This is a genomic window from Pseudomonas sp. 58 R 3 (genome assembly GCF_900006605.1).
In the GTDB taxonomy this organism is placed as follows: Bacteria; Pseudomonadota; Gammaproteobacteria; order Pseudomonadales; family Pseudomonadaceae; genus Aquipseudomonas; species Aquipseudomonas salomonii.
In genome coordinates this window covers 29,656-53,847 of sequence record NZ_CVTT01000080.1, presented here as the reverse complement: position 1 = coordinate 53,847, position 24,192 = coordinate 29,656, and the positions used below count along the sequence as shown (strand labels likewise).

Below are 24,192 nucleotides of genomic sequence, written 5' to 3'. Positions count from 1 at the left end.
CTCCTCACAGAAAATTTTCAGCTTTCTTGATCATCGGAATTGATAAAGACATTGACCGGGAAATCCCCCAGGGCAGCGCTGATCAACAGCTCCTTGTTTGGTGTGACTGCGCCTGTATGAAAAAGTCCCTTCCAGTTTTGTGTTGTGGTGGCGAACGGTAATTTCACCCGCGTATCGCCCCAAACCTGCGCATTGATATGGGGCTGTTCACCGTTTTCCAGCAAGCGATGGGGCCAGCGTGGCACCACCACCAGCAGGTGTTTGCCCTGATACGCGCGGCAAAATGCGACGACGTGATCGGCGTGTTTGCCCAGCACTTCCAGCGGGGTATAGCTGCCGCGTTGGAAGAGTTCGGCATTGGCCTTGCGCACGGCCAGCACCTGGGCAATCAGCGCCTGTTTGATACGCCCGTCGCGCCAGTGGGACAACAGCTCGCCGATGTTCGGTGGGGTATCCAGCGCGCGTTGCCGTGCGTTGAAATCCACCGGGCGGCGGTTGTCCGGGTCCACCAGGCTGAAGTCCCAGAACTCATCGCCCTGGTACAGGTCCGGTACACCCGGCACGGTGATACGAAGCAAGGATTGCGCCAGCCCGTTGAGTGCACCCGCCGTGGCGATGGCCTGGGCGGCGCTGGCGATGGCGTTGCGTAGCGTGGCGCCGGCATCGCTGAGCAGCAGGCGTGACAGGAAGGCTTCGACCGCCTGTTCATAGGCGTCGTTGGGCGCGCTCCAACTGCTTTGCAACTTGGCTTCGCGCAGGGCTTTTTGCTGCCATTGCCACAGGCGTTGCTGGTAAGACTGCAGGTCCGGGTGGGTATCCAGCGGCCAACTGCCGAGCAGCACCTGGTAAAGGATCAGCTCATCGCCCGCCGACGGGCTGTGTGCATCATCGCGCAACGGTGCGGCGAGGCGCCGCCACTGCTCGACCTGTTCGACATACCACGGCGCACATTCACTCAGTACCGCCAGGCGTGCCCGCGTGTCTTCGCCGCGCTTGTGGTCGTGGGTGGCAGTGGCCAGCAGGTTGTCGGGGAAGGTCCGCAGGCGCTGTTGATTGGCCGCATGAAAGTCCGCCAGCGGTGCGCTGAACTGTTCGGTGCTGAAGCCCACATCGTTACGCGACAGCAGCACTGCCGAGCGATAGAACGCGGTGTCTTCCACCGCTTTGGCGGCCGCCGGCGACGTGAGCTGCTGGAAGCGCACGCAGGCATGCTTGAGCATCTTGCGCTCACGGCCCACCGGGCGATTGCGCCACGGCTGGCCGCCCAGCCATTTTTCCAGGTGGTCGAGCACTGGCCAGTCGCCTTCGCTCAAGGTGCTGCGGGCACCGGCCAAGGCTTGCAGGAAAAACACATCATCGTGCGCACTGCGCCCACGGGCGCTGATGTAGGTGCGGTACACCGGAAAGTGCACGATCAGCGCCTGCAAGGCACGGCGGATCGCGCCCAGGGTCAGGTCGCGGGTCATGACGTCATCGCGGGCCACTTGCAGCAGCGCCTGGGCCACGCTCTCGAAGTCACCGGCCAGCGAGCCGTTAAGGATCTGCTGGCGCGCCAGCCAGGCCTCTTCGATAAAGGCAGCAGGCCGTTCGCTGTGGCGCGTCCACAGCTCAGCCAACGGCCCGAAGCCTGCCGGGTCGTGTTGCAACAGCGACAGCTGGTTCATGAATTCATAGCCGGTGGTGCCGTCTACCTGCCAATCTTCGCGCAGGGTTTCGCCTTCACCGAGGATTTTTTCCACGAAGATCGGCAAATGCCGGTTGGGCGAAAGGGCGTCCACGCGCCGACGCAACTTGCGGCAATACCCGCGTGGGTCGGCCAGCCCGTCGATATGGTCGATGCGCAGGCCGTCCACCAGACCTTGGCTGATCAGCTCGAAAATCTTGCCGTGGGTGGCTTCGAACACGGCGCTGCGTTCTACGCGCAGGCCGCCCAGTTCGTTGACGTCGAAGAAGCGCCGCCAGTTGATATCGTCCGCTGCGGTGCGCCAGCTGGCCAGCCGATACACCTGTTGTTCCAGCAAGGCGTGCAAGTGATTGAAGCCGTCCGGCTGGCGCCCATCAAATTCGGCCAGCCGGTGCTTGATAGCGTGCAGCACTGAGGCTTCGGTGGCCCGTTCGGCCAGCACGTGTTTGAGCCAGCCGGCTTCGGTGTAAGCGTCATCCTGGAAGGCAAGGGCGCTGAAACGCTCGGCCAGGGGCTTTAACGGCTCATCGCTGCCCAGGATCATGGCGTAGTCACGCGGGCAAATCGGGAAGCGGTGCTCGTAATGCTCGACGTAAAAACCGCCCTGCACGGCATCGAACTTGAGCGCCAGGTTGCCGCTTTGCAGCGCTTCACCGTAGTCGCTGCCCAGAAACGGCATCAGCAACTGGCCCTTGAGCAGCGGGTCCGGCGAGTGCCACTGGATATCGAAAAACTCACTGTAGGGGCTCAGGCGGCCCCATTCCAACAGGTCCAGCCACCACGGGTTGTCCGCGCCGCCGACGGCCATATGGTTGGAGACGATATCAAGGATCAGCCCCATCCCGTGCGCACGCAGCGCCGCAACCAGCCTGTGCAAGGCCGGCTCGCCGCCAAGCTCGGGGTTGACGCGGGTCGGGTCAACCACGTCGTAGCCGTGCATGGAGCCGGCGCGGGCGGCAAGCAGCGGCGAGGCGTACAGGTGGCTGATGCCGAGCTGGGCAAAGTAGGGCACCAGCGGCACGGCATCATCCAGGGTAAAGCCTTTATGAAATTGCAGGCGCTGGGTCGCGCGCAAGGTTAACGCATTCATCGGTCACGCTCATGGGCTTGGTTGCGCGCCACGGCCAGCAACTCCAGACGACGGGCGGCGCCGTTGTTGTCGAGCAGGCTGGCGGCCTCACCCGGCAGGCGGCGGCGCCAATTGGGGTGGGTGTCGGTGGTGCCGGGCAGGTTGGCTTGTTCCTCGATGCCCAGCGCGTCTTCCAGCGGTAACAGCACCAACGGCGCGCGGGTATGGCCCAGGTAGCGCACGCTGGCGTCGATCATATGGTCGGTGTCGTTGCGGATTTCATCGACGAAGTTCTGCGGGTCCTGGCTCAAGGCCTGGCGCAGCGCCTGGCGCTCGCGCAGGCGGTGTTCGCTCCACTGCTCCACGGTGGGCGCATCGATCAGGCCCAGCTGGATATTCCATTCGATATCGCGGCTGTGCCACCAGCCGTTGAGGGTCGGCAGGTCGTGGGTGCTGGTGGTGGCCAGGGCGTTGTCCGGCCAGTCGAGGATCGGCGTGAAGTGGCCTTCGTGGTTTTGCTCAAAGAGCAACACGCGCATGCCCAGGATCGAGCGGCCGCTGAGTTTTTCGCGCAGGCCATCGGGCACCGTACCCAGGTCTTCACCGAGCACGATGGCCTGGTGGCGGTGGGATTCCAGCGCCAGCAGGCGCAGCAGGTCATCCACCGGGTAATACAGGTAGGCGCCGTCGCGCGGCGTAGCGTCCATGGGAATGACCCACAGGCGTTGCAGGCCCATCACATGGTCGATGCGCAGGCCGCCGGCGTGGGCGAAGTTGGCCCGCAGCATCTCGATAAAGGCGCGAAAGCCGTTGCGCTTGAGGCCTTCGGGGGAAAACGCCGAAATGCCCCAACCTTGGCCCGCGCGGTTGAGAATATCGGGTGGCGCGCCGACGGTAAGGTTGGCCAGCAACTCGTCCTGCCGGCTCCAGGCCTGGCTGCCGCCGCCGTCGGCGCCCACGGCCAGGTCTGCGATCAGGCCGATGCCCATGCCACTGCCACGCGCGGCTTGTTGCGCGCGCTCCAGGCAGCGGGCGATCAGCCATTGGCAAAAGGCGAAATAACCGATTTCTTGCGCATGCTCGGCGGCAAATTGCGCCAGCGCCGGGCTCTGTGGCGAGCGCCAGGCTTCGGGCCAGTGGCGCCAGTCGAGGTCTTCACCGGCGGCGGCTCGCAGGGCTTGCACGGCTTCGAAGCGACAGTGGTTTTCCAGGGCTTCGCCGCCGGCCTGGCGAAAGCTCAGGAAGTCGGCGTGTTGCGGGTGCTGGCCGTGGCGGAAATCTTCATACAAGGCGCGCAACAGGCGCTGCTTGGCGCGGGCGGCGGTGGGCCAGTCGATCAGGCTGAGCCGCTCCAGCTCGTGCAGCTCATCGGTGAGGTCCAGTGCCTCGATGGCGTTGCGCACTTCGCGCTCGCCAAGGATGCAGGCGGGCGAGGCATACAGGCTGTTGAGGAACAAACGGCTGGAGGGTGAATAGGGGCTGTAGCGCTCGGTGTCGGCGCTGAACATGGCGTGCATCGGGCTGATGGCCAAGGCGTCGGCACCGCGCTCGGCGGCGCTGCGGGCCAGGTGCTCCAACGCCAACGTGTCACCGAAGCCGCCGTCACCCAGGCGGCGCAGTGCATACAGCTGCGCACTCAGGCCCCAGGCGCGGGCCGATTGGCTGTCGACCGCTTCACCGACGCTGTAGCAATGGGTCGGGGCCACGGCCAGGGTGAAAGTCTGGTCGTCGATATGCACCTGGTGATAACCCAGTGCGATCACGCCGGGCAGTTCGGCATTGCCATCCAGGCGCAATTCGAGGGTTTCGCCCTGTTCCAGGCTGACGCGGCAGGGTGTGTCCGGGGCGAAGTAACGCGCGAGGTCCAGACCTACGCCGGTATCCACAGTCATCAGTGGCGGCAGGTGCTTGTCTTGTTGCACCCGTTCCATTTCGAGCAGGCTGGCATCGATCTCGGCGTCGGTATCGGCCGGGTGGCCCAGGCCTTTGAGGACGGCACGCAAGGCGGCGGGTTTGACATGTTGCGGGCGGCCGTTTGCGTCGATCCAATCGACGGCCAGGCCCGCGCGGCTGGCGAGTATTTCCAGGTTCGCTTCGCTCAAGGGTGATCTCCAACAGGGGATAAGGCGACGCGTGCACTCAAGGGCGCCAGTTGCGCGCCTCCATGGGCAGACGTCTCGAATAGCAGGTGTGGCGGCGCCGGGTGATCCAGCGGCGTGGCGCCCAGGTTCAGGTCGATCTGTAACACGCTGCCGTTGCCCAGGCGCCAGCGCGCGGTGACGGCGCCGTCGGCCAGTACCTGCGCGCCCAGGGCCACGCTGCCCGGCAAGTGCGGCACGATATGCCGATGGCGCAGGCTCAGCAGCTGGCGGTATAGCTGCGCGTGTTCGTTCTCGGTGAAGCGGGGCGCCGACTGTAGAAAGGTCGGCAGCGCGTTGGGGTCGGGAATATGTTCGCGCCGCTCAGGGTCCTTGAACGCTGCGAAGTCGGCGAATTCGTTACGCCGACCTTCACGTACGGCTTCGGCCAGTTCACCGTGGTGATCGGTGAAAAACAGGAACGGCTGCTCGGCGTTGACTTCATCGCCCATGAACATCAGCGGAATCATCGGCGACATCAGCAGTAAGGTGGTGGCTGCTTTCAGCGCCTGGGGCGAGCACAGTTGGTGCAGGCGCTCGCCCAAGGCACGGTTGCCGACCTGGTCGTGGTTCTGCAAAAACGCCACGAAGGCGCTGGGTGGCAGGTCGCCGCTGGGCTCGCCGCGTGTGTGGCCGTGGCGGGTGGTATGGCCTTGGTAGACAAAACCTTCGCCCAGGCAGCGCGCAAGTTTCTCGGTGGGGCCTTGCGCGAAGTCACTGTAATACGCATCCGTTTCGCCCGTGAGCAGCACGTGCAGGACGTTGTGGAAGTCGTCGTTCCACTGCGCATCAAAGTCGTGCGTGAGCAGGCTGGCCTGGTTGAGTTCGTTTTCCAGTACCAGCCACACGTGCCGGCCGGTGTCCACCTGCTGGCGTACCCGATGCGCGAGTTCCTTGAGGAAACCGGGGTTGTCGATGGCGTGCACCGCGTCCAGGCGCAGGCCGTCGAAGCGGTACTCGAGCAACCACATCAGCGCGTTGTCGAGGAAAAAGTCGCGCACCTCGCGGCGATCGAAATCAATCCCGGCGCCCCAGGGCGTGTGCACGTCTTCTTCAAAGAAGCCTTGGGCGTACTGGCCCAGGTAATTGCCGTCGGGGCCGAAGTGGTTGTAGACCACATCCAGGATCACCGCCAAACCGTGTTCGTGGGCACTGTCGATCAGGGCCTTGAGTTGTTCGGGGGAGCCATAGGAGGCTTGCGGGGCGTAGGGCAGTACGCCGTCGTAGCCCCAATTGCGCTCGCCGGGAAATTGCGCCAGCGGCATCAGTTCAATGGCGGTCACCCCAAGCTCGGCCAGGCGGGGTAGCTGTTTTTCAACGGCTGCATAACCGCCCATTGCGCCGACATGCAGCTCGTAGATAACGGCCTCGTGCCAAGGGCGACCTTGCCACTGGCTGTGTCGCCATTGATAGGCGAGGGGATCGACGACCACGCTCCAGCCGTGTACGTCAGTCGCCTGGGCCCGGGATGCCGGGTCCGGCACGTCCTGTTCGCCGTCGATGTTGTAGCGGTAACAAGTGCCCGCCGGGCACTTGGTTTCTACCTCGAACCAGCCATCTGCCTGGGGCAGCATGGCGATGGACTTGCCGTCTTGCAATTCAACGCTGACATAAAATGCGTCTGGCGCCCACAAGGCAAAACGCGTGTGTTGCGCGTCCAGCATGATTGCGCCGTGGGGCCAGGTTTCCAGAGTCCGTGACGGCATCTATGAAGACCTCCCTTTTTTTAAAACAACAACTAAAAATTACTTCGTGGGTTTCCCCAAGGCCTTGGCCACCAGCTGTTCATACAGTTCAGCGTAGGGTTCCACCGCCTGGCTCCAGTTGAACGGCTGGGTCATGGCGCGGCTGCGCATGGCGTTAAGCAGGCCTTTATTGGCAAATACCCTGAACGCGCGGCTCAGCGCTTCTTCATAGCTCTCGACGGTGGACTCATTGAACAGAAAGCCGGTGACGCCATTTTCGATGGTGTCCGCCAGGCCGCCGGTATTGCGCGCCACCGGCAGCGAGCCGAAACGCTGGGCGTACATCTGGCTCAGACCACACGGCTCGTAGCGCGACGGCATCAGCAGGAAATCGCTGCCGGCGAACATGCGCCGTGCATCGGTTTCATTGAAGCCGATGCGCACACCTACCTGGCCAGGAAAGCGCAGGGCCAGTTCGCGCATGGCGTGTTCTTCTTCCGGCTCGCCGCGGCCGATAATCGCGATCTGGCCGCCGTTTTCAACGATATAACGACTGACCGCTTCGGTCAGGTCCAGGCCTTTCTGGTACACCAGCCGCGAGACCACCGCGAACAGCGGGCCGGTGGAATCGTGCAGGCCAAACAGTTCACGTACATGGGCGGCGTTGACCGCCTTGCCTTCCCAATCGCCGATATTGAAGTTATGGGTCAGGTGCGTGTCGGTTGAGGTTTCCCAGCTTTCATCGATGCCGTTGGGGATCCCACTGAGCAGGCCTTGCTGGGTCTTGCTGGCGAGGAAGCCATCGAGGCCACAGCCGAATTCCGGCGTAGTGATTTCCTGGGCGTAGGTCGCACTCACGGTGGTGATATGGCTGGAATACGCCATGCCGGCCTTGAGAAACGACATCTTGCCGTAGAACTCCATGCCTTCCTGTTGCAGGGCGTGGGGTGGAATGCCCAACTCAGGGGTCGAGGCCAGGCTGACCACACCCTGGTAGGCGAGGTTATGAATGGTGAACAGCGTGGGGGTGCGCGACCCGCGCCAGTGCATATAAGCCGGCGCCAGGCCTGCGGGCCAGTCGTGGGCGTGCACCAGGTCCGGGCACCAGTGGATTTGTGCGAGGTTGGCGGCCATGTCGGCGGCGGCTAGGCCCAGGCGGGCGAAGCGAATATGGTTGTCCGGCCAGTCGCGGCCGTTGTTGGCGCCGTACGGCGTGCCTTCACGCTCGTAGAGCTCGGGGCAGATCAGCACATAGATGACCAGGCCATCCTTGAGGTCCATGCGCCCGATCTTGCACGGCGGCAGCGCCGCGTGGCCGCCCAGTTCGCCGATGATATGGATCGGGTTGTCGCTTTCCATCACCTGCGGGTAGCCGGGGATCAGCACGCGCACATCATGCAGGTGCGCCATGGCACGGGGCAGGGCGGCGGAGACGTCGCCCAAGCCGCCGGTTTTCACCAGGTCGGCGAATTCGGACGTCACAAACAGGACTTTCTTTCGATTAGGGTTCTGACTCACGATCGGCCGCACAGTGTTGGGCAGGTCGGCCAACGAAGTCGGTCCCCCTGCCGGCTGACTAAAACGCTCTCCCTGAGTATCGACTGCAGCACTGATCATCGTTCTCTCCTACATATTGGGTCGGCTGATGGCCCGCTGCCATCGGCTCCGATTGGCCACATCCTGCGGCCAGGCGCACAAGCACAGTACAAACTGGCAAGGCGTATGCCAGTTGCACTCATTGCGAAAAAAGAGTGGATGGACGGGCATTCGGCTGAATCGCCTGCGCTCGCCTCCCTTAAAAACTTGACCTGCGGCAGAGTTGTAAAGTTTCGATTTTTTGCGGGGTTTTTGTTTTGGAACGGACCCATCGGTCATGAGTCTAGGACAGATCCCAGAGCCCGTATGGTTTATAGGCGTTTTTTGTAGGACAAAAAACTTGTAACCATATGCACAGTTCACAATTGCTGTGATTTTGCGAGAACGGCTGAGGAATGGTGGCGAATTGCCTAGATGTTGTGAGCAGGCTTGTTGTGGCGAGCAGGCTTGCCCTGCGTTGGAGCGCGCAGCGCTCCCAAATGGCCCACTCGGTGCGTCAGATAGATGGGGTGTGTTCATTATGGGGCTGCTGCGCAACCCAACGCAGGGCAAGCCTGCTCGCCACAATGGCCTGCTTGCCACAACAGGCCTGCATGCCATACCGCTTACAGGCTGCGAATCGGCGTCCCGCTGGCCCAGGCTTGGATGTCTTCGATCATCTGCTGATAGAACTGCCGATAATTCTGTTCACTCACATACCCGACATGGGGCGTGGCCAACACATTCGGCAGACGCCGGAAGGGATGATCAACCGGTAGTGGCTCTTCGCTATACACATCCAGCGCGGCCCCTGCCAGTCGCCTAGCTGTTAACGCCTCGATCAGCGCCTGTTCATCCACAATCGGCCCACGTGATGTATTGACCAAACGCGCACTGGCCTTCATCCAGCTCAGCGCCTGGGCATCTACCAGGCCGCGACTGCGCTCGCTGAGCACCAGGTGCACGCTCAGAATATCCGCCTGTTCAAACAACTCACGCTTGCTGACCCAGCTCACACCCGCCTCGGCGGCGCGCTCCGGCGTGAGGTTCTCGCTCCAGGCAATCACGCGCATGCCGAATGCCTGGCCAAACTGCGCGACTTTCTGGCCGATGCTGCCCAGCCCGAGAACCCCCAGGGTTTTGCCATACAGGTCGCCGCCCAGCCCGATCTGCCAACCGCCGGCGCGCAGTGAGTTGGCTTCGGCCAGCAGGTTGCGGGTCGAGGCCATGATCAGCGCCCAGGTCAATTCCGGCGCCGCCTGCTTGTAGCTGTCGGTGCCGCACACCTGGATGCCCAGGGCTTTAGCTTCGGCAATGTCGATGGCCGCGTTGCGCATGCCGCCGGTCACCAGCAGTTTCAGCTTGGGCAGGCCTTGCAACAGGGCCTGATCGAAGGTTGAGCGCTCGCGCATCAGGCAAATCACGTCGAACCCCTGCAAACGTTCAACCATCGTGGCGGTATCGGCGGGGTAATCGTGCAGAAAGTGCACCTGGCCCACCGCCGCCAGTGCCGACCAATCCACCACACCACTGGCTACATTCTGCCAATCATCAATGACTGCGATCTGTACCGACATTCACGAGTGCCTCGAAATAGGTTGGATTAAAGGGCGTTCAACCCCTGCAACAGTGCCTGATGAAACTGCGCCGGTTCTTCCATCTGCGGTGCATGGCCCAGGCCCGGGAATTCCACCAGGGTCGCATGGGGGATCAGCTTGGCCGCCTGTTTGCCCAGCACGTCGTAGTGACCGAGCCTGGCCTTGACCGCCGGCGGCGCGATATCGCTGCCGATGGCGGTGGTGTCGGCAGTGCCGATCAGCAGCAGCGTGGGCATCTGCAAGTCCTTGAACTCGTAGTACACCGGCTGGGTGAAGATCATGTCGTAAATCAGCGCCGAGTTCCATGCGACCTGGGTGTGGCCGGGGCCTTTATTCAGGCCGGCAAGCATGTCGACCCAACGCTCGTATTCCGGCTTCCAGCGCCCGACGTAGTAAGTGTTGAGTTCATACTGGCGAATGCCGTCGGCGCTGAGTTTCAGCTCGCGCTCGTACCATTGGTCGACGCTGCGATAGGGCACGCCCAAGGCTTTCCAGTCTTCCAGGCCGATGGGATTGACCAGCGCCAACTGCTCGGTTTGTTGCGGATACAGCAGTGCATAACGGGTGGCGAGCATGCCGCCGGTGGAATGGCCGATGAGGGTGGCCTTTTGAATGCCGAGTTTTTCCAGCAGTTGATGGGTGTTGATCGCCAGCTGCTGGAAGCTGTACTGGTAGTGGTCGGGTTTGCTGGAGGTGCAAAACCCGATCTGGTCCGGCGCGATCACGCGGTAACCCGCTGCGCTCAAGGCCTTGATCGAATCTTCCCAGGTCGCGCCGCAGAAGTTCTTGCCGTGCATCAACACCACGCTGCGGCCATTGGCACGGCCCTTGGCGGGCACGTCCATATAACCCATTTGCAGGGTTTTGCCTTGGGACTGGAAACTGAAATGTTCGACCGGGTAAGGGTATTGAAAGCCTTGCAGCTCGGGGCCATAGGCAGTGGCGAGGGCCGTAGCGGCGAGGGCGGGAGTGGCGCTTGCCGTCAGCAGGCCGGCGATGCAGAAGGCGCGAATTAGCGACATGTAAGGGCTCCGATGGGAATGCCCGGATGCTGTTGCGAGGGGATTAAGTGGGGATTAACACCCACTGCAAGGTCAGCGCCGCCAGTACGCCATAGCGCAGGCTCTTGGCCAGGGTGACCAGCAGCAAAAACCGCCACAGCGGTTCGCGCATCACACCAGCGACCAAGGTCAAGGGGTCACCAATGATCGGCACCCAACTGAGCAACAATGTCCAGTATCCCCAGCGCTGATAATTGCGACGGACTTTTTCCAGATGCTTGGGACCGACCGGAAACCAGCGCCGTCCCTTGAAGCGTTCAATCGAAAACCCCAGCCACCAATTAACCACCGACCCCAGCACATTGCCCAAGGTCGCAATACCCAGCAGCAGCCACAGGCTGTAGTGCCCGCTGAACAGCAAGCCTACCAGCACGGCTTCCGATTGCAGCGGTAGCAGGGTGGCTGCGCCGAAGGCGGCGAAAAACAGCCCCAGGTAACCGGCGAACATTAATCAGTGGGCCAGGGTGGTGGTGAACAGGGCGCAGAGTAAGGCCAGTGGCAAGGGGATTTTCATGCGGGTCTCGTGGGCAAGAGGACGGCGTCGGAATTTTGCGGCGATCATGACGACGTCATCCCAGGCAAGCCAGCTCCCACAGGGTGATAGGGCGTCAGTAATGTATCTAAATTATACGAAAGCCGCGTTTTCAAGGCGGTGTTTGAGCTGATCCAGGGCAATGGCCGACAGCTCGACCATGCGCGCGTGCAAGGTGGCCAGTTGCAACTCGGTCTCGTAGGTGAGCACCCGTCTGAACAGCGTGCCGCCACGATGGGGTTGCAGGAAGTAGTGAATCGAACCGTCTACCGCCAGGGAGGTGAACACGGTTTTGAATTCACCGGGGCAGCGGGCGATCTGCACGCGATAGCTCAAGGGAACGCGCACGCCCAGCAGGTCGATGATTTCGGTAAAACGCGCGCCGGCCGGCAGTGAGCCGGTGGTGCCGGTGTCGGCACTCAGGGAGGTGGGGTGCCACTCGTGCCAGCGATCCGGCTGGGTCACGTAGTCGTAGATGACCTCGATAGGTGCCTGGATGAAGCGCTCCTGACTGATCCGCTCCAAGCGGACCGAATGCTCAGTTGCATGCATGACACACCTCCTGTGTGGCGAGAGTTTGTCCTGAGAACTGTCAGAATAGCCCCACTCCCGCGCATTGCACGGGAGTGTCTCAGTCTTTTATCAGCGCACCTTGAAGCGGCCCATCAACGCAATGACCCGGCCATTGGCATCCAACAGGCTCTGGGTGTTGGTTTGCGTGGCGTGGCCACTTTCTACCAACTCATCGACCATTTGTCGGATCTGCACCATGCTGCGGTTGATCTCCTCGGTCACCGCGCTTTGCTGCTCGGCCGCCGTGGCGATCTGGGTGCTGAGGTTATTGATATGGCTGACGGAGCCGGCCATCTCGTCCAGCCCGGTGTTCACCCGTGCCGTCGCGTCGGCCGCCGATTGGCAACTGGCCTGGGTGTTTTCCATGGCTGCCACCGACGAACTCACGCCGGTGGTCAGGCGCGCGAGCATCTCGTTGATCTGCGAGGTGCTGGCCTGGGTGCGTGCCGCCAGCGCCCGCACTTCATCGGCCACCACCGCAAAACCACGGCCTTGCTCGCCGGCCCGCGCCGCTTCAATCGCCGCGTTGAGGGCCAGCAGGTTGGTCTGGCCGGCAATCGCGCCGATCACCCCGAGGGTCTCGGTGATGCGTGCAGCGTCCTGGCGCATGGCCTCCACGGTGTGGGTGGCGCTGGCGACTTCGCCGATCAATGCGCTGACACTGGTGGACGCTTCGCCCACCACCACGCGGGAACGGTCGGCGTGTTCGTTGGCGCGTTGGGTGAACGAGGCGGTTTCCGCCGCGTTTTGCGCCACGGTGTCGGCAGTCGAGCTCATTTGCGTGATGGCGGTGACGGTCTGGTCGGTCTCCGAGGCGTGGCGCACCAGGATCTGGTTGGTGTGGGCCGATGTCTGCTGCAGTTGCGCCAGGCTCGATGACATGGCGCCCGTGGCCTGGGTCACTTCACCAATCATGTTCTGCAAGTAGACGATAAAATGGTTGACCGAATGGCCGATGGCGCCCAGTTCGTCTTCGGCGCGAATGGTGATGCGCCGCGTCAGGTCGGCATCGCCGGCGGACAAGGCATCGATATTGGTCTTCAACGACTTCATGCGCTGCACCAGTTGGCGGATCGCATAAGCGGCCAGCAGCACCAGCAGCAACACCATGGGGATTTGTATCAGGGCCAGGCTGCCGAGTACGTCATCACGCTGGGCGGTGATCAACGAGGTGGGCAGGGCGGTGGCGAGGAACCACGGCGTGCCCTCGATCGGGCGCAAGTAGAAGGTGCTGGCCACGCCCTGGTTGTCGAACTCGGCGCGTACAAGCCCTTGGTCGCGGTGGGCCAGGGCTTTACTCACCTGGGCGGCAAACGCCGAGGTGCCGACCAGTTCGCTGATGTTCTTCAACACCACCGGGCCGCTGATGCGCGAACTGTTGCTGATGATCTTGCCGTCGCCTTCGACGATCAGCATCTGGCCGCCGATGTCTTTTTCCTTGCTGGCCACCAGCTCATTGAAGAACCCCAGGGTTACGTCAATGGTGGCCACGCCATAGGCTGCGCCATCGCGCTGAATGGCCATGGCACAGTTGGTGCGTGGCTCCTGGCTGGCGTCGTCCTTGTAGGCGGCGGCCCAGGCGCACTGGCCGCGCGGCGAGGCGAGGCCGCCTTTGTACCAGCTCTGGTCATAGTAGTTGGGCGCAGCGTCGCTGTTCCAGAACGTATTGACCGCCAATTTGCCCGACGCGTCGCGGTGCCAGAAGGTGCTGAACTTGTTGCGCCCTGGGGCGCGCTGGTTGGGCAGTGGCCAGATACCGCCGCCGAAGACTTTCAGCTCGCCATATTGATCCACCAGGCCGGGCAGCACTTTGTCGATGGCATCGCTGTCGAGCAGGGGAATGGTTTGGGTGATGCTGCGTTGCTGGGCTTGAACCTTGTTCAGTTCGCCCTGAATGCGCTCAGCCACTTCGGCGACGCGGTTGAGCACCACCTGTTCTTCGGTATGGCGCAGCGTGGGGGCCACCAACTGGCCGATCCCGACGACGGTCAACACCAATATCAGCAGGACGAACAGCACCAGAAACAGGGTGTAGCGGGTTTGGATGGAGCGCAGTGGAGGCATGGGGGTCGTCCTTACGAAGCGTTATTATCGACGCGGCTTTGTTAGAGCTTCGTAGGGCTATCGGCTAGGTGCGCTGGAGCTTTAGGTACGATGGTGCAAAGTGGCCAGGTAATTGACGGCGGCCTTGCGGGTGCTTGAGTTGAACAGGAGGGCGTCCATACGATTGAGCGAAGTAGACACCTGACAAGATGCCAGGACTGCTCTGACGTGGCGCTTCCGGATAAAGGGGTTCCCAGCAATGGCGCCGCTCAGTGGCTTCAGCGTCACCTCTGCAATTGCCCTTTGCGATAAGCCCCAGGCTGCTGGCCGGTGGTCTTGTGGAACGCCCGGGTAAACGCCGCCACCGACTGATAACCCACGGCCAGCGACACATCGGCCACGGTCATGTTTTCCTTGAACAGACGGCACGCATGGCGCATGCGCATCATCAACAGCACATGCCCCGGCGATTGCCCGCACAACTCGCTGAAGCGTTTGAAGAACGCCGAGCGCGACAAGCCGGTGCAGGCGGCCATGCTTTCCAGGGTCCATGGGTCTGCCGGGCGGGCGATCAATTGCTCCAACAGTTCGGAGAACGCCGGTTGCCTGCCTAGCGCTGCCAAACCGCCCAGTTCGGCGTTATCGATGACCTGCTGACGCAACACATAAAGAAACAACAAATGGCACAGACGTTCGAGCAGTGCCGAGGAGGGCGCCGGGACGCGCTCGCACTCTTGCAGGATCAATTCGAAGAGGTTGCGCGCAGCGGTCAGCGATGGGTCGCCGGCGCGCAGGATGATCCAGGCGGGCAAGCCGTCGACGATCATTGCCGACAAACCGGAATGGAAGTGAAAAAAACCGCAGACCAGGCCGACGCCATCGTCGGCGTTGCTGTCCAGTGCCAGCATCGGTCGGCGCGGGCATTGCTGCGCGGCTGCGGCCGTCGCCTCGCCAGACAACCGATACTCGAGGTCACGCAGCAGAAACACCGCATCACCATTATTCAGGTGTTGGGGAAGGGGTTCGCCGTCAATATGCAACCAGCATTGGCCCTGCACAATCAGATGGAAACTCGCGCTGGCCAGGCCATGGGTGCTGGCATGCCACGCGCCGCAATAGCGGCCGACATGGAACAGGCTGGTGTTGAGTTCGAGGCTGTCTAATAACCAATCAACGAGTGCACTGGACGAATTCATCTAACGGAAAGACTCTAGAGCAAGTAATCGCTACTTTAGCCTATTGAGGCGTTTTTTTATAACCAACAGACTTAGGTGAAGACCCCATCAGGAGACCACTCCATGTCCCGTGTACCGTTGCTCACCCCTGAAACCGCCCCGGAAGCGGCCAAGCCCTTCCTGGAAAACGCCCTCAAAGCCTCGGGTTTCATCCCTAACCTGCTCGCCGTGTTGGCCAATGCACCGGCGGCGCTGGAAACCTACATCACCGTGTCCGGGCTCAACGCCAAGTCGCAACTGAGCCTGGCCGACCGCGAAGTGGTGCAGTTGATTGCCGCCACCACCCACGGCTGCGATTTCTGTGTGGCCGGCCACACCGCCGTGGCGCGCAATAAAGCCAAGCTGCCCGAAGACGTGATTGACGCCTTGCGCCAGCGCGGTGAATTGCCCAACGCCCGTTATGAGACACTCGCCGCCTTCACCCGCGAAGTGATCGCCACCCGTGGCGATGTCAGCGACGCGGGTTTTGAAGCGTTCCGCGCCGCCGGCTATACCGATGGCCAGGCGCTGGAAGTTATTTTGGGCGTCAGCCTGGCAACCCTGTGCAACTTCGCTAACGTGTTTGCCCGTACCCCGCTGAACCCGGAACTGGCGCAGTACCGTTGGGAAAAACCGGCAAGCTGAATCGGCGATTGTCCACCTGCTGTGAAAAGGAGAATTGAATGCTTGACCCAATCTTGAGCCGTTGGCTCGATGTTCAAGCGCAGGCCCTGGATGTGGGCAGTTGCGATCCACAGGAAGTGCTGCCACGGCTGGCAGAGTCAAATGTATTAAGCATCGGCGTGCCCAAGGCGCTGGGCGGGCTGGGCGGTGATGTGACCGGCGCGGTGGAAGCCATCGCCAATGTGGCCAGCCATTCCCTGGCGGCGGCGTTTGTGTGTTGGGGCCAGCGCTCTTTTATCGAATATTTGTTGCAGAGCCCGAACGAGCGGTTGCGCGAGCAACTGCTGCCGGACTTGCTCAGCGGCAAGCTGGCCGGGGCCACCGGGCTGTCGAACGCGATGAAGTTTTTGTCCGGCATCGAAACCCTGCAAATCAGCGCGCAGCCGACCGATGATGGCTGGACCCTCAACGGTCGCCTGCACTGGGTGACCAACCTGCGCAAGAACGGTTTCGTCGCGGCGGCGGCGATCGAGCATGCCGGCGGTGGCGCGCCGTTTATCCTGGCGATCCCGGATTCGGTCGCAGGCCTGCAGCGTTCGCGTGACCTGGAGCTGATGGGCCTGCAATCGAGCAACACGGCGGCCCTGGGCCTGGAAGGCGTGGAGCTGAGCCGCGACTGGTTGCTGCATGAGGATGCGCGCAAGTTTCTGCCGGCGGTGCGCCCGGCGTTCCTGGGCTTGCAGTGCGGCATGTCCATCGGCCTGGCGCGGCGCTCCCTGGCGGAAGTCGCCAACCACCTCGGCGCCTCACGTACGGTGCTGCGTGACGAGCTCGAGGCCCTGCGGGTAACCCTGGATCATCTGGTCACAGAACTGAAAAGCGGCCTGCTCGCCGGGCGTTTCGCCGCCGAGCCGGTGCCCTTGTTCAAACTGCGTATCGCCCTGGCCGAAACCGCCGCCAGCGCGGTGCAACTGGAACTGCAAGCCAGCGGCGGCAAAGCCTACCTCACCGCCCATGGCAGCGGCTTTGCACGGCGCTGGCGCGAGTCGGCCTTTGTGCCGATCGTGACGCCCAGCCTGGTGCAACTGCGCACCGAGCTGCACCGCCAGGCCAACCTATGAGTCAGGCGGTATTGAACGCCCAGGGCATTTGCCTGGGCTATGCCAGCGGGCCGGTGTTGCAAGGCTTTGACTTGCAAGTGCAGGCGGGTGAAGTGGTGTCGATCCTCGGCCCCAGCGGCGTGGGTAAATCCAGTTTGCTGCGGGTGCTTGCCGGTTTGCAGGCGCCCCAGGGCGGTAGCGTGCAGGTGCTGGGCGAGCCACTGGCCGGGCCGCATCCACGGGTGGCCGTGGCGTTTCAAGACCCCAGCCTGTTGCCCTGGCTGAACCTGGAAAAAAACGTCGCCTTCGGCCTGGATTTCGCCCGTCAGCCGCACTTGAGCCCTGAGGCGCGCCGCCAGCGCGTCGACCACGCCATTGCGGCGGTCGGCCTGGAACATGCGCGTCAGCAGTTTCCAGCGCAGTTGTCCGGCGGCATGGCCCAGCGCACCGCGTTGGCCCGTTGCCTGGCTCGCCAGCCGCAGGTGTTGCTGCTGGATGAGCCGTTTGGCGCGCTGGATGAGGTCACCCGCGCCGACATGCAGCACCTGCTGCTCAAGGTCAACCGCGAGCAAGGGTCGGCGGCGGTGTTGATCACCCACGATATTGACGAAGCGCTGCTGCTGTCCGACCGCATCCTGCTACTGGGCAACCGCCCGGCGCGGACCTTGGGCGAATGGCACATCGAGTTGCCGCAACCGCGCGAAGAGCAGGTTGAAGCCATCGGCGCGTTGCGTATCGAGATTCTGAAAACCTTACGGCAGGCGAGCCGCCCTCAACCCCACCCCATTGCTCAACAGGAGTTTTCACATGTGTCTGGATGACCTCACGCACTCGCGCCGTGACTTTCTCAAACTCTCGGCGGTGCTCAGTGCCGCCGGTGCCTTGCCGTTGCTCAGCAGCCTGCAGGCCCGCGCCGCCAGTGAGCCGGACGCACCGGTGCGCATCGGCTATTTACCGATCACCGACGCCACGCCCTTGCTGGTCGCGCATAACAACGGCTTGTTCGAGGCCGAAGGCATCAAGGCCGAGCGCCCGGTGCTGTTGCGCAGTTGGGCGCAGGTCATCGAGGCGTTTATTTCCGGGCAGGTCAACGTGATTCACCTGCTGTCGCCGATGACGGTTTGGGCGCGCTACGGCAGCAAGGTACCGGCCAAGGTCGTGGCCTGGAACCATGTCGGCGGTTCGGGCCTGACCGTGTCGCCAGGCATTACCGATGTGAAGCAATTGGGCGGCAAGTCGGTGGCGATTCCGTTCTGGTACTCGATCCACAACGTGGTGGTGCAGCAACTGTTCCGCGACAATGGCCTTACGCCCGTGGCGCGTGCCGCCGGCTCTGCGATTGCGGCCAATGAGGTCAACCTGATCGTGTTGCCGCCGTCGGACATGCCGCCTGCATTGGCCAGCAAGCGCATCGATGGCTATATCGTCGCCGAGCCGTTCAACGCCCTGGCAGAGAACCTCAAGGTCGGCCGCGTGCAGCGCTTTACCGGCGATGTGTGGCGCAATCACGCGTGCTGCGTGGTGTTCATGCACGAACATGACCTGACCAACCGCCCGGAGTGGTCGCAGAAGGTGGTCAACGCCATCGTCAAGGCGCAGGTGTGGACCCGTGATAACCGCGAAGAGGCGGTCAAGCTCTTGTCCAAGGACGGCCCCAACCGCTATACGCCGCATGCCGAGCCGGTGTTGAGCAAGGTCTTGGCCCCGGCCGCCGCCGACCGTGCCGCGTACCTGGCCGACGGCGCGATCCGGCACGCCAATTGGGACGAGCATCGCATCGACTTCCAACCGTACCCATTCCCCAGCTACACCGAGGAGTTGGTGCGACGCCTGAAGGACACCTTGATCGAAGGCGACAAAAAATTCCTCGCCGACCTGGACCCAGCCTTCGTGGCCAAGGACCTGGTGGACGACCGCTTTGTGCGCAATGCCATCGAATCCGTGGGCGGCATGAAAACCTTCGGCTTGCCCGACGGTTATGAACGGCATGAGGAGATCGGCGTTTGAACAACGGCAGAATCCCTGGCTGGTGTCTGGGGCTGAGTGGTTTGGCGGGCTTGTTGCTGCTGTGGTGGTTGGGCGTGAAGGTGTTTGGCGACGCCGAGGGTTTATCGGCGCGCTTTTCGCTCGCAGCAACCGCCAGCAGCCTGTGGGAGTTGCTGGGGCGCAGCGAGTTCTACTTGCACATCGCCGTGAGCTTGAAGCGTATTTTCGTCGGGCTGTTGCTGGCCTTGTTGGTCGGTGTGCCATTGGGGCTGCTGGTGGGCAGTTCGCGCAACCTGGAGGCGGCCACCACACCGGCGTTCCAGTTTCTGCGGATGATATCGCCACTGTCCTGGATGCCCATTGTGGTGATGCTGATGGGCGTGGGCGACCAGCCCATCTACTTCCTGCTGGCGTTTGCCGCGGTGTGGCCGATCATGCTCAACACCGCCGCGGGCGTACGCCAGTTGGACCCGCGTTGGTTGCAACTGAGTAAAAGCCTGAGCGCCACGCGCTGGGAAACCCTGCGTCGGGTGATCATTCCCGGCGTCGTCGGGCATGTGCTGACCGGCGTGCGCCTGGCCATCGGCATCTTGTGGATCGTGCTGGTGCCGTGCGAGATGCTCGGGGTCAGTGCGGGGCTGGGCTATTACATCCTCGACACCCGCGATCGGCTGGCGTATTCGGAGTTGATGGCGATGGTGGTGGTGATCGGGTTGCTGGGGTTTGCGCTGGATGGGTGTGCGCGGTGGTTGCATCAGCGCTGGGTGCATGCTGGTTGAATGGCGCGCCTCTCGTCTTCCATCCTGGAAAGCGAGAGGCGCCCGGTATCAGCGACGCTCGTAGCCAGGGCCGCCATCGTAGCGGTGGTCGTGCCAGCCGCCACCGCCGCCGCGTGGGAAAAAGAAGCAGCCGCTCATGGTCAGCATGATCAGCAATGGAATCAGCAATGTGATTCGACGGAGCATTTTCAAATCCTCTAAAGTACCGACAGGTTCAAACCGGCGCGGAACAAGCCAAAATTTCTCAGCGCCTGTAACATATGACCCTGCCGAACCCGTGCCATCCCCGTAACCGGGTATGTGCTTGGCATGCTCGGCGGTACAAAGTGGATACATTCTTAAGGTTCAGGAACCCGTCATGACCCAAAAGCAACGTTTGAAATATTCGATTCTGATCGCCCTGGCAGTACTGGCGTCGATGTTTGGCCTGTCTTATCTGCAGAACACCGGCGTGATCAGCGAAAAAACGTTCCAGTACCTGGCGATTGCGATTGCCGTCGTGGTGGTGGTGATCAACGGCATCATGCGGCGCAAGGTCAAACCTCACTTCTGATGCCTGCTGGAGCGCCAGGCCAAAGCGTCAGGCGCGACCGTCCAGCACTTTGGCAGCCTCTGCATGGAGGCTGTAGCTTTTATCGGCATTGAGGGTGATCACGCCCTCGCTGCACAGGCGCTTGAGCACCTCACGCACGCTGAGAAACGACAGCGGGATGCCCAGCTCCAGCAAATGGCTGTGCACGCCGCGCACGCCCAGTGTGCGCTGGTTGTCGGCGGCGGTGAGCAGGGCATCAATGACCTTCAGCCGGATCAGGCTGGTGCGCAAACCGAAGCACTTGAGCAAATGGCGGATACGCTGGTTGCCGTGCTCCGGCGCTTTGCCGAATGCTTGTGCGCTGCCGCCGTAATTGGCGTCGGCAGCCGGTGAATGTCCATCCATGGGCGATTGCGGGTTGTACATGCAAAAACTCCTTATCAGAGCCTGATCAGGAAAATGATGGCGCTCTTATTTGAATAAGACGAACGAGCGAGCGAAATCATGAAGTCCCGGATGTAGAAATTTTGTCGGTATCCGCTTTGTCACACTTCAACTGCCGTTTAATAAACACCCGCAGCGGCTAAATTATTCCCGGTTGCCTGCGTTCTTACGGTGGGGTCGTTGCCCCTTGTAAGGGTGTTCAATTTGACTGTGGAGCTTGCGTGATTATTTCCAACCGGTTGTCCAAGGCGTGCGTGGCAGGGCTGTTGCTGGGGCTGTGCCTGAATGCTTCAGCGCGTGAACAGGTGACACAGGCTGCTGCAGATATCCGTCGCACCAGCTTCGGCGTCCCGCACATCCGGGCTAATGATGAGCGTGGCCTGGGCTACGGTATTGGTTACGCGTACGCGCAAGACAACCTGTGCCTGCTGGCCAATGAAGTGGTCACGGTGAACGGCGAGCGTGCGCGGTTTTTCGGCCCGGACCAGGCGACCCTCGAAGAGCGCAACAACCTGGCCAGTGATGTGTTTTTCAAGTGGCTGAATACGCCCCAGGCCGTTGCCGCATTCTGGAAGGCGCAAACCCCGCAGATGCAGCAGCGCATCGAAGGCTATGTCGCCGGCTACAACCGTTATCTGAAAGAGCAGGGCGCGCCGACCCAGTGCCCCGCCACGTGGGTGCGCCCGCTGGTAGCGCAAGACGTGGTCAAGCTGACGCGCAGGCTGCTGGTGGAAGGCGGTGTCGGCCAATTCGCTGAAGCCCTGGTCGGCGCCACGCCGCCTAACGCCACTGCCGCTGTGCCGTCGAGCATGAAGGACTTTGAACTGGCCGCAGCCAATCAGCAACGCTTCAGCCTCGACCGTGGCAGCAACGCCGTGGCCGTGGGCCGTGATCGTTCGTTTAATGGCCGTGGCATGCTGCTGGCCAATCCGCATTTTCCGTGGGTCGGTGGCATGCGTTTTTATGAGATGCACCTGACCATTCCGGGCCAACTGGACGTGATGGGCGCAGCACTGCCGGGTTTACCGGTGATCAATATCGGCTTTAACCAGCACGTGGCCTGGACCCACACGGTGGACACGTCCAAGCATTTCACCCTGTATCGGCTGACCCTCGATCCCAAGGATTCCACCCATTATCTGCTGGACGGGAAATCCGTTCCCCTGGATCAAACTTCAGTAAAGGTGCAAGTCAAACAGCCAGACGGCAGCCTCAAAGTGGTGAGCCATACGGTCTACAGTTCGCAGTTCGGCCCGGTGGTGCAATGGCCCGGCAAACTCGACTGGGACAGCCACTACGCCTTCAGCCTGCGCGACGCCAACCTGGGTAACGACCGCGTGTTGCAGCAGTGGTACGCGATGAACCGCGCGACCAGCCTTAAAGAACTGCAAACCTCGGTGCACACCCTGCAAGGCATACCGTGGGTCAATACCGTGGCCGCCGACGACCAGGGCCAGAGCCTGTACATGAACCTGTCGGTGGTGCCCAACGTCAGCGCCGCCAAACTGGCGCAATGCAGCGACCCACGCGCCGGCCTGCAAATGATCCTGCTCGACGGCGCCCACAGCGCCTGTGCCTGGGAGGTTGACCCGCGTGCGGCGCAGCCCGGCATCTTCGCGGCCGACCAACTGCCGCAACTGCAGCGCACCGACTACGTGCAACACTCCAACGACTCGGCGTGGCTGGCCAATCCCAAGGCGCCACTCACCGGCTTCTCCCCGGTGATCAGCCAGGACCACATCGGCCTCGGCCCCCGCGCACGTTTTGCCGTGCAACGCCTGCAATCCCTGGAGAAGCAACCGATCAGCGTGGCCGACCTGCAAAATATGGTGATGGACAACGAGGTGTACCTCGCCGGCCAGGTCATGCCCGACCTGCTGGAGTTCTGCGCCAAATACCTCGGCGCCGACGCCGCCGCTCTGCAACCGCTGTGCACCAGCCTGAAAGCCTGGGACCAGCACGCCAACCTCGACAGCGGCATCGGCCTGGTGCACTTCATCAACCTGGTCGAGCACCTGCAGCAAATCCCCGACGCCTGGCGCGTGCCTTTCGACTCGGCGCAGCCCTTGACCACGCCGCGTGGCCTGGCGATCGACCGCATCGAGGTGGCCAACGCCCTGCGCGAAGCCATGCTGGCCTCCAGTGCCGAGGTCAATACACTCAAGGCCACGCGCTGGGGCGACATCCAGGTCAGCGGCCAAACCCCCCTGCACGGCGGCCCGCAACAACTGGGCATCTACAACGCCATGCAAACCGTGCCCCGCGCCGACGGCAAACGCGAAGTCGTCAGCGGCACCAGCTACTTGCAAATCGTCACCTTCGACGACCAAGGCCCCCAGGCGCTGGGCGTGTTGGCGTTCTCCGAATCCAGCAACCCTGCATCCAAACACGCCAACGACCAGACCCAAGCCTTCTCCGAGAAAAAACTGCGCGCGCTGCCCTTCACCGAAGCCCAGATCAAGGCCGACCCGCACTATCAGCAGCAACGCATCCAGGAGTAGGGCAGGCCCGCAACCCCTTGATGGCTATACGAAATATTTTTGAAATCAAGGGGTTGCAGGTAAAAGCAAATACGTACATAATGGCGCCCATCGAACGCAACGAAGCATTTAAAACTTCAATGTATTCAATAAGTTAGAGTAGAGGCAGGGTTTTACAGCCCACTCAAGTTTTTATGCGGTGAATGTCAGTAGTCAGGGCATTGGTCGTTTGAGGCCGAGTAGCAAAATGGTTATGCAGCGGATTGCAAATCCGCCTACGCCGGTTCGATTCCGACCTCGGCCTCCACTCTTAGAAGCCCCGTAGATTAACGTCTGCGGGGTTTTTTATTGGGCGCAGGAAAGAAGGGCATGCCGAAGCGTTGCGCGTATAAGCGCTTCACGCTGGGCTGGAGACTTCTTATCCTGAAGTCGTTGCGTGATAGAAACTTGGATGCGTTCGTACTTTCAGATTTTGGCTAGGTAGCCTGTACGAAAGGTCTTTTTTTAAAGAGTAGAATTTTCCAACGGCGCAGGGAAAGATAATCTACCTCGGCAAGCCAAGAGTGCCTGAGCACGATACGATAGATTTATGATCTTTTTTTAGTAAGGAAGCTGATTTGGATATCACCTATAAATTACCCCATCCTGTAAGGGTTAATTGTACTGAGTTTGGAGAGCGAAATTCCCAGGCGATAGACAGGTTTTATGATTTGGTATTCGGCCCGCTGGATATTGAAACGTGCTCAATCGACTTTCTGAATAACGTGCTTGCGACAACGCGTCCTGACGTTTTTGAGTCGTTTCGGGTGAACAGTACGACTGACCATTTGGCCGGCGTTATAATGAGTTCAACGCTGTTTCCATATAAATTCAAGAATCAGGATGGCAACATACTCACGACCTCCAATGTCATTGATCAACTTCTTGAAGAAACTGAGATAGGCGATGATATTCCTATTTCATACCTGAGGCCTCCGTTTAAAAATTGTTATATCGAGTTTACCGAAGATAGAAGCTCATCGCTCAGGGTATTCAATGAGTAGACGCATGAGCATATACTTGAGGGCGTCTACAT

20 protein-coding genes and 1 tRNA gene are annotated in these 24,192 nt (G+C 61.5%); 9 read left to right on the top strand and 12 right to left on the bottom strand.

The features are described 5' to 3' along the window. Nucleotides 1-17 precede the first annotated feature (17 nt). The 10 genes from BFP92_RS24985 to BFP92_RS24940 all read right to left on the bottom strand — a co-directional run bounded on the left by BFP92_RS24985 (nt 18) and on the right by BFP92_RS24940 (nt 15,154). Nucleotides 18-2,774: a malto-oligosyltrehalose synthase gene (locus BFP92_RS24985; protein ID WP_065931573.1), complete on the bottom strand. Its 2,757-nt coding sequence runs from the start codon at nt 2,772-2,774 to the stop codon at nt 18-20. After that, nucleotides 2,771-4,855: a 4-alpha-glucanotransferase gene (gene malQ / locus BFP92_RS24980; protein ID WP_065931572.1), complete on the bottom strand. Its 2,085-nt coding sequence runs from the start codon at nt 4,853-4,855 to the stop codon at nt 2,771-2,773. The genes BFP92_RS24985 and malQ overlap by 4 nt, the downstream gene beginning before the upstream one ends. Beyond that, entirely contained in the window at nt 4,852-6,597 is a 1,746-nt protein-coding gene (gene treZ / locus BFP92_RS24975) for a malto-oligosyltrehalose trehalohydrolase (protein WP_065931571.1), read from the bottom strand. The genes malQ and treZ overlap by 4 nt, the downstream gene beginning before the upstream one ends. 39 nt (nt 6,598-6,636) lie before the next feature. After that, on the bottom strand, nt 6,637-8,193 hold the full coding sequence (gene glgA, locus BFP92_RS24970) for a glycogen synthase GlgA (RefSeq protein ID WP_081321457.1): 1,557 nt from the start codon (nt 8,191-8,193) through the stop codon (nt 6,637-6,639). A gap of 584 nt (nt 8,194-8,777) precedes the next feature. After that, complete coding sequence (locus BFP92_RS24965) at nt 8,778-9,728, bottom strand: D-2-hydroxyacid dehydrogenase family protein (protein WP_065931570.1); 951 nt, start codon at nt 9,726-9,728, stop codon at nt 8,778-8,780. A gap of 26 nt (nt 9,729-9,754) precedes the next feature. Continuing rightward, nucleotides 9,755-10,771 carry an alpha/beta fold hydrolase gene (locus BFP92_RS24960; RefSeq protein ID WP_065931569.1) on the bottom strand — a complete coding sequence of 339 codons (1,017 nt, stop codon included), beginning with the start codon at nt 10,769-10,771 and terminating at the stop codon, nt 9,755-9,757. Between the two features lie 43 nt (nt 10,772-10,814). Next, nucleotides 10,815-11,258 (bottom strand): YqaA family protein, encoded by a 444-nt coding sequence (locus BFP92_RS24955; protein ID WP_065931568.1) that lies wholly within the window; start codon nt 11,256-11,258, stop codon nt 10,815-10,817. A 177-nt stretch (nt 11,259-11,435) separates the two neighbouring features. Beyond that, entirely contained in the window at nt 11,436-11,894 is a 459-nt protein-coding gene (locus tag BFP92_RS24950) for an SRPBCC family protein (RefSeq protein ID WP_065931567.1), read from the bottom strand. Between the two features lie 90 nt (nt 11,895-11,984). Continuing rightward, the gene (locus BFP92_RS24945) at nt 11,985-13,979 is read right to left on the bottom strand and encodes a methyl-accepting chemotaxis protein (RefSeq protein WP_065931566.1); all 1,995 of its coding nucleotides are present in this window, start codon (nt 13,977-13,979) and stop codon (nt 11,985-11,987) included. A gap of 263 nt (nt 13,980-14,242) precedes the next feature. Beyond that, nucleotides 14,243-15,154: an AraC family transcriptional regulator gene (locus BFP92_RS24940; protein ID WP_065931565.1), complete on the bottom strand. Its 912-nt coding sequence runs from the start codon at nt 15,152-15,154 to the stop codon at nt 14,243-14,245. A gap of 102 nt (nt 15,155-15,256) precedes the next feature. Here BFP92_RS24940 and BFP92_RS24935 point away from each other — a divergent pair, with 102 nt between their 5' ends. The 5 genes from BFP92_RS24935 to BFP92_RS24915 are packed head-to-tail and all read left to right on the top strand — an operon-like array spanning nt 15,257 to nt 19,661. Then, nucleotides 15,257-15,817: a carboxymuconolactone decarboxylase family protein gene (locus BFP92_RS24935; protein WP_065931564.1), complete on the top strand. Its 561-nt coding sequence runs from the start codon at nt 15,257-15,259 to the stop codon at nt 15,815-15,817. Nucleotides 15,818-15,855: 38 nt separating this feature from the next. Further along, nucleotides 15,856-16,917: an acyl-CoA dehydrogenase family protein gene (locus BFP92_RS24930; RefSeq protein ID WP_065931563.1), complete on the top strand. Its 1,062-nt coding sequence runs from the start codon at nt 15,856-15,858 to the stop codon at nt 16,915-16,917. Continuing rightward, nucleotides 16,914-17,717 (top strand): ABC transporter ATP-binding protein, encoded by an 804-nt coding sequence (locus tag BFP92_RS24925; RefSeq protein ID WP_065931562.1) that lies wholly within the window; start codon nt 16,914-16,916, stop codon nt 17,715-17,717. Before BFP92_RS24930 ends, BFP92_RS24925 begins: the two co-directional genes overlap by 4 nt. Further along, nucleotides 17,704-18,903 (top strand): ABC transporter substrate-binding protein, encoded by a 1,200-nt coding sequence (locus tag BFP92_RS24920; RefSeq protein ID WP_065931561.1) that lies wholly within the window; start codon nt 17,704-17,706, stop codon nt 18,901-18,903. The genes BFP92_RS24925 and BFP92_RS24920 overlap by 14 nt, the downstream gene beginning before the upstream one ends. Beyond that, nucleotides 18,900-19,661: an ABC transporter permease gene (locus tag BFP92_RS24915; RefSeq protein ID WP_065931560.1), complete on the top strand. Its 762-nt coding sequence runs from the start codon at nt 18,900-18,902 to the stop codon at nt 19,659-19,661. The genes BFP92_RS24920 and BFP92_RS24915 overlap by 4 nt, the downstream gene beginning before the upstream one ends. A gap of 48 nt (nt 19,662-19,709) precedes the next feature. Here the strand turns inward: BFP92_RS24915 and BFP92_RS31850 are convergent, their stop codons facing one another. Then, a complete protein-coding gene (locus BFP92_RS31850; protein WP_162843025.1) occupies nt 19,710-19,847 on the bottom strand; it encodes a hypothetical protein in 138 nt (45 codons plus the stop codon). A gap of 172 nt (nt 19,848-20,019) precedes the next feature. Between BFP92_RS31850 and BFP92_RS24910 the strand changes: the two genes are divergently transcribed. Beyond that, the gene (locus BFP92_RS24910) at nt 20,020-20,214 is read left to right on the top strand and encodes a hypothetical protein (protein WP_065931559.1); all 195 of its coding nucleotides are present in this window, start codon (nt 20,020-20,022) and stop codon (nt 20,212-20,214) included. A gap of 27 nt (nt 20,215-20,241) precedes the next feature. Here the strand turns inward: BFP92_RS24910 and BFP92_RS24905 are convergent, their stop codons facing one another. Then, nucleotides 20,242-20,619 carry a fe2+ zn2+ uptake regulation protein gene (locus BFP92_RS24905; protein WP_065931558.1) on the bottom strand — a complete coding sequence of 126 codons (378 nt, stop codon included), beginning with the start codon at nt 20,617-20,619 and terminating at the stop codon, nt 20,242-20,244. 239 nt (nt 20,620-20,858) lie between these two features. Here BFP92_RS24905 and BFP92_RS24900 point away from each other — a divergent pair, with 239 nt between their 5' ends. The 3 genes from BFP92_RS24900 to BFP92_RS24890 all read left to right on the top strand — a co-directional run bounded on the left by BFP92_RS24900 (nt 20,859) and on the right by BFP92_RS24890 (nt 24,160). Next, nucleotides 20,859-23,138 (top strand): bifunctional acylase PvdQ, encoded by a 2,280-nt coding sequence (locus BFP92_RS24900; RefSeq protein WP_065931557.1) that lies wholly within the window; start codon nt 20,859-20,861, stop codon nt 23,136-23,138. A 212-nt stretch (nt 23,139-23,350) separates the two neighbouring features. Beyond that, a tRNA-Cys gene (locus BFP92_RS24895) sits at nt 23,351-23,424 on the top strand. A gap of 310 nt (nt 23,425-23,734) precedes the next feature. After that, nucleotides 23,735-24,160 carry a hypothetical protein gene (locus BFP92_RS24890; protein ID WP_065931556.1) on the top strand — a complete coding sequence of 142 codons (426 nt, stop codon included), beginning with the start codon at nt 23,735-23,737 and terminating at the stop codon, nt 24,158-24,160. Nucleotides 24,161-24,192: the final 32 nt, after the last annotated feature.